Origin of the sequence: Duncaniella sp. B8 (genome assembly GCF_005304985.1) — a bacterium.
GTDB lineage: Bacteria > Bacteroidota > Bacteroidia > Bacteroidales > Muribaculaceae > Duncaniella > Duncaniella muris.
This window is the reverse complement of sequence record NZ_CP040121.1, coordinates 32,147-45,515: the sequence shown is the minus strand read 5'-3', so window position 1 is coordinate 45,515 and position 13,369 is coordinate 32,147. Positions and strand designations below refer to the sequence as shown.

The 13,369-nt window shown below is 44.6% G+C and carries 12 protein-coding genes and 2 pseudogenes; 7 read left to right on the top strand and 7 right to left on the bottom strand.

All coding sequences use genetic code 11. The features are described from left to right. Positions 1 to 6: 6 nt before the first annotated feature. From FDZ78_RS00270 to FDZ78_RS00245, 6 genes are all read right to left on the bottom strand, one after another. Positions 7 to 573: a hypothetical protein gene (locus tag FDZ78_RS00270; protein ID WP_123485472.1), complete on the bottom strand. Its 567-nt coding sequence runs from the start codon at positions 571 to 573 to the stop codon at positions 7 to 9. Beyond that, positions 570 to 1,106 (bottom strand): hypothetical protein, encoded by a 537-nt coding sequence (locus FDZ78_RS00265; protein ID WP_136408928.1) that lies wholly within the window; start codon positions 1,104 to 1,106, stop codon positions 570 to 572. The genes FDZ78_RS00270 and FDZ78_RS00265 overlap by 4 nt, the downstream gene beginning before the upstream one ends. Further along, positions 1,103 to 1,492 carry a hypothetical protein gene (locus FDZ78_RS00260; protein ID WP_124076359.1) on the bottom strand — a complete coding sequence of 130 codons (390 nt, stop codon included), beginning with the start codon at positions 1,490 to 1,492 and terminating at the stop codon, positions 1,103 to 1,105. The genes FDZ78_RS00265 and FDZ78_RS00260 overlap by 4 nt, the downstream gene beginning before the upstream one ends. Beyond that, a complete protein-coding gene (locus FDZ78_RS14750; protein WP_240740315.1) occupies positions 1,489 to 1,971 on the bottom strand; it encodes a hypothetical protein in 483 nt (160 codons plus the stop codon). Before FDZ78_RS14750 ends, FDZ78_RS00260 begins: the two co-directional genes overlap by 4 nt. A 4-nt stretch (positions 1,972 to 1,975) precedes the next feature. Then, complete coding sequence (locus FDZ78_RS00250) at positions 1,976 to 2,707, bottom strand: hypothetical protein (protein ID WP_124076360.1); 732 nt, start codon at positions 2,705 to 2,707, stop codon at positions 1,976 to 1,978. A 421-nt stretch (positions 2,708 to 3,128) separates the two neighbouring features. After that, positions 3,129 to 3,686, bottom strand: a complete 558-nt coding sequence (locus FDZ78_RS00245) for a hypothetical protein (protein ID WP_124076362.1) — start codon at positions 3,684 to 3,686, stop codon at positions 3,129 to 3,131. Positions 3,687 to 4,175: 489 nt separating this feature from the next. Here FDZ78_RS00245 and FDZ78_RS14745 point away from each other — a divergent pair. The 5 genes and pseudogenes from FDZ78_RS14745 to FDZ78_RS00220 all read left to right on the top strand — a co-directional run. Beyond that, positions 4,176 to 4,412, top strand: a pseudogene (locus tag FDZ78_RS14745) (helix-turn-helix domain-containing protein); the annotation flags it as partial. Next, positions 4,334 to 5,098 (top strand): annotated as a pseudogene (locus tag FDZ78_RS00235) (IS630 family transposase); the annotation flags it as partial. The pseudogenes FDZ78_RS14745 and FDZ78_RS00235, both read left to right, overlap by 79 nt. A 117-nt stretch (positions 5,099 to 5,215) precedes the next feature. Next, on the top strand, positions 5,216 to 7,201 hold the full coding sequence (locus FDZ78_RS00230) for a helicase-related protein (RefSeq protein WP_136408929.1): 1,986 nt from the start codon (positions 5,216 to 5,218) through the stop codon (positions 7,199 to 7,201). A 105-nt stretch (positions 7,202 to 7,306) separates the two neighbouring features. Continuing rightward, the gene (locus FDZ78_RS00225; RefSeq protein ID WP_107033291.1) at positions 7,307 to 7,732 is read left to right on the top strand and encodes a hypothetical protein; all 426 of its coding nucleotides are present in this window, start codon (positions 7,307 to 7,309) and stop codon (positions 7,730 to 7,732) included. Positions 7,733 to 7,810: 78 nt separating this feature from the next. Next, positions 7,811 to 10,471 (top strand): calcium-translocating P-type ATPase, PMCA-type, encoded by a 2,661-nt coding sequence (locus tag FDZ78_RS00220; protein WP_136408930.1) that lies wholly within the window; start codon positions 7,811 to 7,813, stop codon positions 10,469 to 10,471. Positions 10,472 to 10,702: 231 nt separating this feature from the next. On the opposite strand, the gene FDZ78_RS14715 is transcribed toward FDZ78_RS00220, so the two are convergent. After that, complete coding sequence (locus tag FDZ78_RS14715; protein WP_123399278.1) at positions 10,703 to 10,924, bottom strand: hypothetical protein; 222 nt, start codon at positions 10,922 to 10,924, stop codon at positions 10,703 to 10,705. Positions 10,925 to 11,151: 227 nt separating this feature from the next. On the opposite strand from FDZ78_RS14715, the gene FDZ78_RS00215 reads away from it, so the two are divergent. Together FDZ78_RS00215 and FDZ78_RS00210 are read left to right on the top strand one after the other, a co-directional pair. Continuing rightward, positions 11,152 to 12,411: a site-specific integrase gene (locus tag FDZ78_RS00215; protein ID WP_136408931.1), complete on the top strand. Its 1,260-nt coding sequence runs from the start codon at positions 11,152 to 11,154 to the stop codon at positions 12,409 to 12,411. A gap of 180 nt (positions 12,412 to 12,591) precedes the next feature. After that, positions 12,592 to 12,801, top strand: a complete 210-nt coding sequence (locus FDZ78_RS00210; protein ID WP_136408932.1) for a hypothetical protein — start codon at positions 12,592 to 12,594, stop codon at positions 12,799 to 12,801. The last annotated feature ends 568 nt before the right edge of the window (positions 12,802 to 13,369 follow it).

Sequence of the window (13,369 nt, the reverse complement as noted above, 5' to 3'; positions counted from 1 at the left end):
GTTGGATTATAAGGATAGTTTTTCGGTCATCAAATCAATGGTTACCGTAATCTCTTCCGGTATTAGACCCTTGTATTGCACATATTGCCCCACATACTCCGGAGTGTATTCTGTTGTGAGATATATAGTGACGGTCTTTCGCCCATTCTGCCAGACACCAAGGTATTGTTTGAAATACCGGTCAATAGGAAACATCCTTATTATCCTATCGACGGATGATGTGTTGCCGGACTCAACGCATTTGTACCCGCCTCCATCTCTGATTATTTCTTTCGGAAATGAAGATTCCAGAACCCATTTTGCGGTTTCATAATCTTCACGGTCAATATCGAATACCGAATCTTTGCCGTAATAATTCTTTATGGCTTCTTCTTTGCTTATAATTATATCTTTATGTTCCGATTGCTCGTTGTATCTATTCTCAAAGGTCGCCTGATTTATTGCCTCAATGTCTTTCTCTCTGTAATGAGCTGTATTGTATCCCATATGATAAATTGCGACAATAGAAACTGCTATCGCTATAACAATAAGGAGAGCGATAGAATATGCGATTATTTTTCCGGCCTTTTTCATAGTATGGAGTAAATTATGAAGAATACGAATACTGCCAATAGTGCGAAGATCATAATATTTACGACATAGCGGTTCTGTTGGCTTGAACCTTCATAATCGAATATTTCGGTTCCGCCAAACTTTTCAATGGCTTGTCTTACGCTCCTGTTTCGGCATAATTTGCCAGATAGTCTTACGTCGTGGAATTTTTCTCGTTTCCCTGCCAAAGTCTTTATGCCCAGACAACGGAAGCAGTGCCCCATAGCGGTGCGCCATGCTATGTCGCATTTCTCGATTTCCTCCCAATGCAGGATTTCATTCTTTCGCCAGTCTTTTATAGTAATTCCGGCTTCATCAATCATCAATACGCTGCGTCCATATTTCACATACTTGAATATGTAAACGACCATGCCGATAGCGAAAAATACCAAACCGCCAACACTGAGTATATTCCAGCCCTCCGTGCAACCAGCCCATATGCACCATGCTGTCATTACGACACACAAAATGGGTGCAGTAAATGATTCCTTTGCTATGTATTTATCGGTATTCATTTGAGAATACGTGTTGTTACTAAATTCAACAGAATAGCTCCGGGAATGGAGATAATTGCGAAGCCTATTGCGAACAGGACAATCCATCCGTTTATCGAGGGTTCTCCGTTGAGTAAGTCAAAGGCCGCTATAATGAAATTAACCCCGATTGTGGATAAATATGCTGCGACGCTCAACAGATAGTTTTTCCTGTCAGGAACGATAAGCCACGCTATCAATGCACCGATTATCCAACACGAAATGATTGTGACAGGTATCACCAAAAAATCCAACCAATTCACGCCTGAAACCATATACCACAATCCGCAAGCGATAGCGAAAGTCAGTATGCCGCTAATAGTCGCCACACCAATAAATTTGCCAGTGTTCTTATCTTTCAGTTTCATGTTTTCTCAATTATTATATTGTCCGAACCATCTTCCAACGAGTTTAAGGAATCCAAATGTATATGAGTGCCGAGAGGCACATCTGCTTGCGCTAAATTCGTAAGATGATTAGCCAATGAGAGTAACCCTTCTTTGTTCGCCTTTATTACCATCCCATTCTCACTTACATTGCTCCTGATTTCAAAGCCATTTACCCAATCAAGTTTTACTCCCCCATTTGAAGAATATTTGGGCAACTTCTTTTCTCGATCTCCTTTCCACCACAAGTAAACGAACAGTCCGAGTGCTACGAAATAGTTTATCCACATGGCGCATGAAAGTGAGTCGATGCTCAGGTACATTCTTTCAATTATGACATGAATATCAAATGGCTCTACCATGTATTTCAAGTCAAGGTATGCGTTGCAGACTAAAAGCAATTCAATGACTGCTCCTAATCCGAAGATTACGCAACCCAATATTTTCTGCCACTTTTTCATGCCTCTATTCGTAATAATATGTGTTGCTGTAAACCTCGTATTCAATACCGTTCTTATTCAGATAATCTGCAAAGTTCTTGAATGAATCCAGATTCTTGAGATAGTTCTCGTAAGCGGAATAGAATTTGCGACAATCGGCAATCAATGCACTGTCATCATTCAACGAAAGTCTTTCTGATAAGTATTGAAACTCATCTACAATGTGAAGCATATCCAGAATGGCTGAAACCGAAACTCCATTCATACCGTCGAGTATGCCTGACGGTATTTCGTGGAGGGAAAATTCCAAATATGATTTCAAAGAATAATACTTGAAATTCAATACATCAAGATTTTCAGGTTCCACATCAAGAACTAAATCAGCCAACTGTATGGGATTGTACTTATAACCAATAGCGTCACAAAAAATGGATAGCGGACTATTGGCATTGTTATATAACCTATCGTGACCACGGAAACAACTGAACAAAAACTTGATGCCATCAATTCCGTTGTTTTCAAAGTCAGCGGCTACCACAGGCACAACCACGAATTTTATGAAAAGATTGTTATAACACAATTCGCCATAACAATCCCGAAATTGGCATAATTCCGCCAATTCCAGAATTTCAGCTGTATGAATGTTTTTAGCCCATTCCGAAAGCATGGCATGTCGCTGTTTCCTTTCAGGTTTGCTCAAGCCATCTTTGCGGAATTGAGAGCATATAGAAATGTATTCTGCCAATACCTTATTCATTTCTCAGTCCTCCTTTCCACAGCATTGCTCTTGTCCATCCATCTGTAAATGATTGGAATCAATATTATTTGAGGAATGAAAGACACAATAAAATTCACACACGCTGCCATAGGCCACCATGAGCCGAATGTGTCTGCAAGCCATACTAATAAGACAAAGATTATATTATACAGAATCCATGTCATGACTACCGTAATCAAAGTGTTCGTTTTACACAGCCTGTAAGCAAGCAGACCGCTCAAAGGATATAGAAGAACATTACAAACAAAATATGCGATAAGCAATAGCCACGGATGTCTGATAAATCCTGTTGCACTTTTAAAGATACAAATCATTAGGCATGGGAGTATTGACAATATGATTCCGCATATCGCCAATATCCGCAAGTATTTTGTGAGCGTCTTATATCGGAGAGAGGTTTTCATATCTTGGCTTTTGGAATTAATGTAATTGATTCAAGTTTGGCGATATTGGTTGAAATCGGCTTGATTGTCAGCCTTACATCGTATTGTTCAAGAAGTAGCTTTACATTTGGGTAGTTGTTAAGATTGTAACTTCTCCAAAATGGAGTTTCGTTATAACGGAAACAAACCTCATCTATTCGATGTGTTGAATATCCCTTTAGGGAAGTTATCAAGGTTGTTGGAACGATTGACTGTGTCGTTATATTCCAATAGCTAAAGACAGCAAGGAAAACTGAAAGTCCACCAATGACAATAGATTTCAAATACTTTCCATATTGGGATTTCCGCGAGAAAACAAAACAACCGATTGCAATAAGCCATACGGCAATCATCAGGAAATCATATATCCGACTGGAGATAAGAAATCCTCTTGAAATCCATAACACTGCACTCATAAGCGCGATAATCGCCCATAGAGAATAGTCAATCGACCGTGAACGTGTCGACTGATATATTCCCTTGCCTATGCCATAGACAATAGCGATTATTACTATGTAGCGCAGTGTCGTTTCCATATTGTCATGTTAGTATTTCAAGCATACGCTTCTTAAGTTTCTTATAGTTGGCATATAACGCGAATCGTAGAAACAGGAAATCAATCAAAACAAAAGGTATAAATATCAATAGCTTTGCTATGCCCACAGCGATTCCATTTGTAAAACAAGATGATAACACAAGCATAAATATAAATAGCAATCCCATATTCCATACGGCCATCATAACCAATACAAACTCACTCATACCAACCGCCAAATGAACACGACATTTATCTTTTCCAACTTGCTCTACAATGCCGACTGCATCGGAGGCAAAGGAATTAACATAGTATGTATTCAGAGCTAAGTAGATGTTGAAAATTAGTTTATATCAATTTTTTTGCGTATCTTTGTGTAAACACATAAAGACACAACGCTATCGCAAAAATCAAAGTTATACAACTGACAGACCAACAACGTCTGCAATTAGAGGAAGGCTTTCGCCAAGGCAAGAGCCACGCATACCGCATGCGCTGTCGCGCAGTGCTTCTGAAATCCACCGGCCTGACTTCGGAACAGGTTGGAGAACAGACCGACATGACCCATATATCAGTCAATTCCTGGGTGAAACGCTTCGAGGCCGAAGGAATCAAAGGACTGGAAACACGTCCCGGACGGGGTCGGAAGCCAATAATGGACTGCTCGGACGAAGAGTCGGTACGCAAAGCCATAGAGAACGACAGGCAGAGCGTGAAGAAAGCGAAAGAGGCATGGCAGCAGGCTTCAGGGAAAGAAGCCTCCGAGAGTACCTTCAGGGCTTTTTTATCCGCCTTGGCGCGGGATATAGACGTATAAGAAAACGTCCAAAGGGGAAACCCTCGCCGCAGCTCTATGCGTATAAGACCGAGAAGCTGCAAGAACTCGTACAACAGGAAAAAGATTGTCTCATCGACATTTATTATGGAGATGAAAGCCACATCTGCACCGAGGGATATGTGCCATACGGATGGCAGTTCCGAGGTGAAGATGTCTATATCCCATCTGAAAGAGGTCTGAGACTCAATATTTTCGGCATGATAGACCGCAACAATCGATATGAAGGATTCTCCACAACTGAGAATATGACCGCTGACAAGGTTGCCGACTTTCTTGACCGATTTTCTCTCCGTATCCGTAAAAACACTTTTGTTGTCCTTGACAATGCAAGCGTCCACAGATGCAAACTCATGCGGGAACTCCGTCCAATATGGGAGAAACGTGGGTTGTATCTCTTTTTCCTTCCACCGTACAGTCCACATTTGAATATCGCCGAGACGCTCTGGAGAATCCTCAAGGGCAAATGGCTCAGACCTGCGGATTATTGCTCCACAGAATCCCTGCTCTATGCAACTAACCGTGCGTTGGCTGCGCTTGGATCTGAACTCAATATCAATTTTGTCCATGCGGCTTAGTATAAATTAATTTTTACGACTTACTTATTATCAGCAACCCCATACAAGCCATACACAACGCTCGAAGAACTCAACGACTCCAATAATGACGAACAATATAAGGATTTCCATCGTCTGATGGATTTCCTGCATATCAACGATGTCAATAAAATTGATTTCAAGGCCATATGGAGAGACTACTCTTCTGCCTTGAAGCATATTGAAAAAGAAACAGAAGAAACAATCGGACTGAAGCATCAGTCAGCAGAAAATATGCTCTATAATGTCATGGGACGTACCGAACGGTCCAACGAGGGCATTATTCATGAAATCTTACCTCCTGTTTATGATTTCCTGTCAGCCGGCGACATCACATCATTTATTCAGATGCAACACCTGATAGACAACTGCCGGAAGTTTGGCAAGAAGGTATATTCCGCTCCTGTTGACTATACAAAATCATCAGCATTCCAGCTCTCGTTTATGGACAACTATAAACTGAAAGATACGATAGCAGAAGCCTGGAAAGCCGGAGCCGGCAAGGGTATCAGGAAAGACTGTCTGTTACTTGACCGGGATAAAATCGAAAACTACTCCCTTGAAGACTATCGGAATGCAAGGCTCGGTTTCATTATGGCTACCATATTCGGCAAAGGCAAAAAATCGACGGGTGCAGAATCATTATTATGGATTCCTGCCTCTCACCCTTACTATACACAGCAACCGAATGTGTTTACACGGAATGAATCCTTCTCAAAATATCTGATATTTTCTTCCTGGGGCATGGTCCCGAAAATGCTTGCATGCATGATATCATACGAGGCCGAAAGACGTCTGCTACGCAGAACCAACGAATCCTACCGCAAAGAAGATTTCCAGATCCTTAAGGATAGCACAAAAACAAAAACATTAACCATCATGCATACTGTTTCAACTTCTCTGGCAGATATGTATGATCCTGAAGACAGCTTTGGAAAACCTTTAAGCGATATCAGACAGCAAATAAAAAAGAAAATCAGAAGCAAACTGAATGAATTTGACGGCAAAACCGTCAGCCGTGTAAGTTCGTTGGACATTTATCACCTTCTGACAGCTCTCGACAATTCCGACGCGGAAGTCAGAAACATACCCAAAGAAGCTGATGAGATATTGGTCTCAATGGCAATCGGAGCTCCGGCAATGTGTCTGTACCGTACATTCAAACGGATTGGCGATCTGAATGCCAGGCAACATGCTGAAGAAGTAGCCAAAGAACTGACGGGCATCTTCAACAACCGCCAAGGCATTGCCGCAGTCCGAAGCAATTGCAGAGATCATAGCAACTACTTCCGGAATGTGGTTGACTATTGTATCCAGGGAAATCTCCAGGCCGTTCTTGACGAGTTCGTACACATGATTGGGGAGAATAAATCACCTGAAACCATTGTTACAAGAATGAAGGAGTCATTTGCACCGGCATATCCACAGCCGATAAATACAATACAGACATTCGGCACAGACGATAAGTACTCTATGCGCAAACACTTTGCTGTTGATTTCGGAAGTGGCAAGCAGACAGAAAAAGATGTCAACCACGCAACAAACGTGCGCTCAGCCTTCAACAGTCCTTTCCGCCCCTTTGTCTTAGCCTCGACATCCGTGGGTCAGGAAGGCCTTGATTTTCATTGGTACTGCCGGAAAATAGTCCACTGGAACCTGCCGTCCAATCCACAGAATATGGAACAACGCGAAGGACGTATCAATCGTTATAAATGTCTATCCGTCAGAAGGAACATTTCCAGACTTTATCCTGACATCTTCCGGTGGAATGAAATGTTTTACAAAGCTTCAGCAGAACTGAAAGGAAATAATTCAGAGATGGTGCCATTCTGGTACCTGCCGTTGAACGATATCCACTTCAAAGACATCAAAGCAGAAAAGATCGAACGCATTGTACCGATGTATCCAATGAGTGAAGACGAATCGCGTTATGGAAGGCTCATAAAAGTTCTTTCTCTTTATCGTCTCACTATGGGACAACCGCGTCAAGAGGAATTATTACAGATACTTGACGGCAAAATATCGCCAGAACAGATTAAACGGCTTTTGTTTGACTTGTGTCCATTCAGCAGAAAGCACCACTGATGCAAGTCGGCGTGTGTTTCATCCTTTTCCAATAGCCCTGTTGATTTTTAGCGATTTTATATCTACTTTTGCAGACACAAAACATATTTTTAATCACACGTCGACATGTATCACAATAATAACATCAACCTTACGCCCGGAATCCTGAAAGGTATCATCTGGAGTGTGGCAGGCATAATACTGATTATTGTAGCAATGGCCTTCATCCGCCCCTGGTACAACGTCTGGTCACAGGAGATGGAGGGCAAGGCTGAGTTTGCCAAGGCCGAACAGAACCGTAAAATCAAAATCGAAGAGGCCAAAGCGAATCTTGAAGCTGAAAAACTCAACGCGCAGGCTGAGATCGAACGCGCCAAAGGTGCAGCCGAAGCCATCCGCATCGAAAACGGAAGCATTACCTCAACCTATATCCAGTATCTGTGGGTACGCCAGCAGTCAGACCTCAGCAACAAGACTGTCATCTATATCCCGACCGAAACTAATCTTCCTATCCTGGAATCCACCCGCGCCCTGATGACGCCAAAAGAATAACACACTCTTCCGGCGGCCTAATTAGGCGCTTCTGAATTAGCACATACGCCGGACAGCTATCTAAAAATCATACTGCATATGTCTCAATCACATCATTACACTGGGCTGACTGACGCTGAAGTTTCGGCCAGCCGGCTAAATAATGGTATCAACATCCTGACTCCCCCTGCAAAGAAACCTTTGTGGAAAAGGTTTCTTGAGAAGTTCAGAGACCCGCTGATCATCATCCTCATGATAGCGGGAGTGTTGTCAATCTGTATCTCATGCTACGAATTCTGGGGCCTCGGTGAGGGCTCCGGCGTATTTTTCGAACCCTGCGGCATCTTCATAGCCATACTGCTTGCCACCGGGCTCGCATTTTTCTTCGAACAGAAAGCCGACAAGGAATTCGCCCTGCTCAATCAGATCAACGATGACGAGCCGGTGCAGGTGATCCGAAACGGCTGCGTTACGCAGATTACAAGGCGAGATGTCGTTGTGGGCGATATCGTCATTCTCAACACTGGCGAAGAAGTCCCGGCCGACGGCGAACTGCTTGAGGCCGTTTCGCTCAACATCGATGAATCGACTCTGACCGGAGAACCGATATGCCACAAGACCACCGATCCGGCCCGATTCGACAAAGATGCCACATTTCCCGGCAACCACGCTATGCGCGGCACCAAAATAATGGAAGGCCACGGAGTGATGCGTGTGTTCGCCGTCGGTGACAAAACCGAGAACGGAAAAGTCTTCGAAACAGCGCAGATCGACGACAGCGTCAAGACCCCCCTCAACGAACAGCTTGACCGGCTCGGCAAACTCATCTCCAGAGTCTCCTACGCTTTTGCATCCGCTATTATCGCCGGACGTATCGCCATGTATTTTATAAATGTGTCCGACTTCGACTGGGTGGCATTTCTCGCATTCTTCCTGCAGACCCTGATGGTTGCTGTAACCCTGATCGTAGTGGCAGTGCCAGAAGGTCTGCCAATGGCAGTGACACTATCGCTGGCCTACTCCATGCGCCGTATGCTCAAAACCAACAATCTCGTGCGCAAAATGCATGCATGCGAGACAATGGGTGCCACAACCGTTATCTGTACCGACAAGACCGGAACACTCACCCGAAACCAGATGCAGGTCTACAAAGCCGACTTCTTCGGAGAACCGTCTGACGAAATTCTCTACGAAGGAATAGCCGTCAACTCTACAGCCCAGCTTGACATGTCAGGCGACCGCATCCAGGTGCTCGGCAACCCTACCGAAGGAGCACTTCTGCTCTGGCTCAGAAAGAGAGGCGTCAGCTACCTTGATCTGAAAGACAAAGCGGTCACGGTCGAGGAACTTCCGTTCACAACCGAGCGCAAATACATGGCCACCACAGTCCGGTCATCGACCGGGAAGACCATACTCTACGTCAAAGGCGCCCCGGAAATTATATTCGGGATGTGTAAAGACACCGCCGGAGTCACAGCTGATGAGATCAATGCCAGACTTCTCGAATATCAGAACCAGGCCATGCGCACACTCGGTTTTGCGTATCAGGAAATCAATGACGGCGACAAGACAATAGCCGACGGCAAAGTCGTGGCCACCGGTCTTACATTCCTCGGCATTGTAGCCATCTCCGACCCTGTCCGCACCGATGTCCCTGACGCTGTGAAGGAGGTTATCGAAGCAGGCATAAAAGTGAAGATCGTCACCGGCGACACTCCCGGCACAGCCAAAGAAATCGGACGCCAGATCGGACTGTGGAACGACAGCACTGACAGCGACCGCAACATTATCACCGGACCGGAATTTGCCGAACTCTCCGACACTCAGCTGAAAGAGCGTGTCAGAGATCTGAAAATCATAGCCCGCGCCCGCCCGATGGACAAAAAGCGTCTCGTAGAAGCCCTTCAGGCCAATAATGAGGTAGTCGCAGTCACCGGCGACGGCACAAACGACGCTCCGGCACTCAAGACAGCCCACGTCGGGCTCTCGATGGGCGACGGCACATCAGTAGCCAAAGAAGCCTCAGACATAACCATCATTGACAACTCCTTTTCATCAATCGGACGGGCTGTCATGTGGGGCCGTTCACTCTATCAGAACATCCAGCGCTTCATCCTTTTCCAGATGACCGTCAACGTCGTGGCCTGCTTCATAGTTCTCTTCGGATCATTCATGGGCATGCAGTCGCCACTGACAGTCACACAGATGCTGTGGGTCAACCTTATCATGGACACATTCGCAGCGATGGCGCTTGCCTCTCTCCCACCCTCCGCATCTGTTATGAAAGACAAACCACGCCCGCGCGAGGCATTCATCATCAACAATGCGATGAAGAGATTCATCATCTGCATAGGAGGCATATTCTTCCTGGTGCTCCTCGCCATACTCTACTATTTCGAGCACACTGACATCACATGTCTTACCGAAATAGGCTCTGTCACGATGGGCGGAAACACCGGGCTGAGCGGCTACGAACTTTCGCTCTTCTTCACCATCTTCGTATTCCTCCAGTTCTGGAACATGTTCAACGCCCGCGCCTTTGAGACCGGACGCTCGGCATTCCACTTCAAAGGCTGCGAAGGCTTCAGCCTAATAGCCCTCTCGATCCTGTTCGGCCAGATACTGATTGTAAGCATCGGCGGAGAATTTTTCAACGTCGAACCGCTTCGACTCATTGACTGGCTAATCATCATAGCCGGCACATCACTCGTGCTCTGGATTGGCGAAATCATCCGCCTTTTCAATAAACAACCTCTTTGAAACAGGCACCATCATTTAATAACATATCTCTCTGAAATAGACACTCCCACCGCAAAGCGACACGGCTGCCATCACGCAACCGTGTCGTTTTTTTCATCCCATCCCCCGAAAAATCAAGGGGTTGTGTCGATGAAATTAATACCTGTACATTTTCCCAGCAGACATTTCTTTACGGATATCACGAACTGAGAGACCACGGATTTCTCCGGCTCCGTGAATCTGTTGTATAATTCAATTCTTGGATTCCAATAATTGAACAATCAACTCACGGGGTATTCCCCAATTGAACCGTACAGCTGAAGTGTTATGAGGGATTTCGTCTAACTGAGTATGAGTGATAATTCCTTTTATATCCAAGAGTTTCTGGTCTGAAAATTCAGCCGAGAACTTCGCAGGAATGACCAGTGTTGTGTTTACTATTTTCCCGTCTTTTAGAACAGTCAACTCGCTCATAATTAGGGTTAGTATTTTGCCATATATTCACTGATATTCAAATACATTCATTGCCATTCATTTTCAAATAGTTATATCGCAAAGTATTTCTATGCTTTTGCCTTAATTTGCCCTTATTTTCGCATTTAGTACACAATTAGTACGATTAGATTGTTAATATCTGTTGTGAGCCGTTTTCACGTTTGATTACGCCTCATTACCTTTGCATCAAACAAAGATAATCACCTATGGCTAAAGTAGAAAGCAAGAACAAACAGAACCCGAAACTCGTGCAGTCCGAATTGCAGGACGGTCGGGCAAGCCTTGCGTTGGAGTATTATCTCAGACGCAACGAAACCCCGGTGCTTGATGAAAACGGCAACCATGTCCTCTATACCGAGGGGGCGATGAAAGGAAAACCGAAATATAGAATCAAGCATATCCGCAAACGAGAGGAGCTGAACCTCTATATATGGCTACACCCTCGCAACCAGCAGGAACGCACCCAAAACAAGAATACTCTCGCACTCGCCGAGAAGATACGGTTTGAGCGTGAGCAGGAATTTCTCGAAGACCGTGAGGGATACCGACTGAAAAAGGACGGTGAGAACGACTTTATCAAATACTTCCGCAAACATTGGGAGAACGAGTTGTATTCAAAGCCAGTGAGAACTACCTACAAGACCTCTTACAACCGCTTTATGAGATTCCTTGAGGCTACACCACGCTTCCAACGTTACACATCGTTTCTGCGCATGGAATTGATTACACCCGAAATGGTGACGAGTTTCACAGACTATCTGAAGAAAGTCGCCAAAGGAGAGGGAGCGCATAAGTCATACTATATGTTCCGAACCGTAATTCTCCATGCGATAGAAGAAGGACTGATGAAAAAGAATCCGTGCAAAGGAATCGTAATCCACCGTGACGTGAACACGCTGAAAAAAGAGATACTGACAATGGATGAAATCAAGTATCTTGCCTCCACCCATTACGAAGGAGAGGACACGGCACTGCAACGAGCATTTCTATTTTGCTGCTTCACTGGCATACGCTGGTGCGATGCAGTGAGCCTCACATACGCCAATGTCGATTTCTCGGCAAGGATACTCCGTTTCAACCAGCAAAAGACAGAGGGACGTAGCGCACACAGCGGTGTCACAATCCCGTTAAGTCCCGCATTACTTAAACTCATCGGAAAACCGGCACAACATACATCCGAAAAGATATTCAATATCACCTGCTACCGCACAACCGCAATCACACGCTTGCAGAAATGGGTAAAGGCAGCAGGAATCAACAAGACTATCACATGGCATTGCGCCCGCCACAGTTTCGCTGTAAATGTGCTTGGTGCAGGAGCGAATATCAAGACCGTTGCCTCTCTAATGGGACATTCAAGTATCAAGATGACCGAGAAATATCTCCACGTCATTGACCAGCAGAAGCAGGACGCAATCAACAGCCTCGGCGACCTTGACTATGACTGCGAGGCGGTCAGCATGTAGATTTTACCCCGTGGCATTTTTGACACTTTGGCACTTTTGGAACTCTCCGACCGACATCGGAGGGTTCTTCTTTTTTCCGGCGGTCATCATCTATGAATTTTGGTTTGGTTCAGTACGGGGGGTATATATAGGGTAAATCCGAACCAAGACAATATATGAGGGCAGAGAAAAGAAAAAACGATGAAAAACGCTCGCATTTTCTGCATTATCCGCATTTTGGAACTTGAAAATGCAGGAAATGCAGATAGTGTGGCGGTGTCAGTCAACATTTTTCAGGAATTATCCCATTGCACACCTTGCATTCTTGCACACTTTGAAAATGCCAAAGTGTCAAAAATGCCACGGGGTAATATTGAAATAACACAGATACCACACACCCTTATTCCTTGATGAAGCTGACCCTTGATTGTGCAAAAGTGCAAAGAATGCAAGGGGGACAATGAGAAAAATCGGATTTTCGTAATCGGCAAGATACCTTCTGACTACCTCAAAAGGCTCTCTCCCGACGGTCGGATATAATCACTAAATTGCTACAGTCATTGCAGTGGATGTGTTGACTTAAACGAATACTGTCATTACACTGACTATCGTCATTATGACGATGAGAAAAAAAGGAGTGCAAGGATATGTTTCGGGATTCCTTTTTCTCCGAAAAGCCACCGCCGAAACCGCAGTCACTGCCGTGACCGCTCTTTGTTTTTCTCATTGCCATAGGAGGTCGTTTTAGGGTGGAGCGAGTTTATGTTTAGGTATTACCTGTAATCCCAAAACGCTCCACAACCTCATCACCCAATAATGCCCTCTAACATCAATGATGAAATGACTGAATGACAAAGTGACCAATCATCCGGATGATTAAATGATTCGATGAATTGATGACTGAATGATTAATCATTTAGATGACAAAATGACTGAGTGACTAATCATCTAATCATTCAGTCATTTAATCATTCAGTCA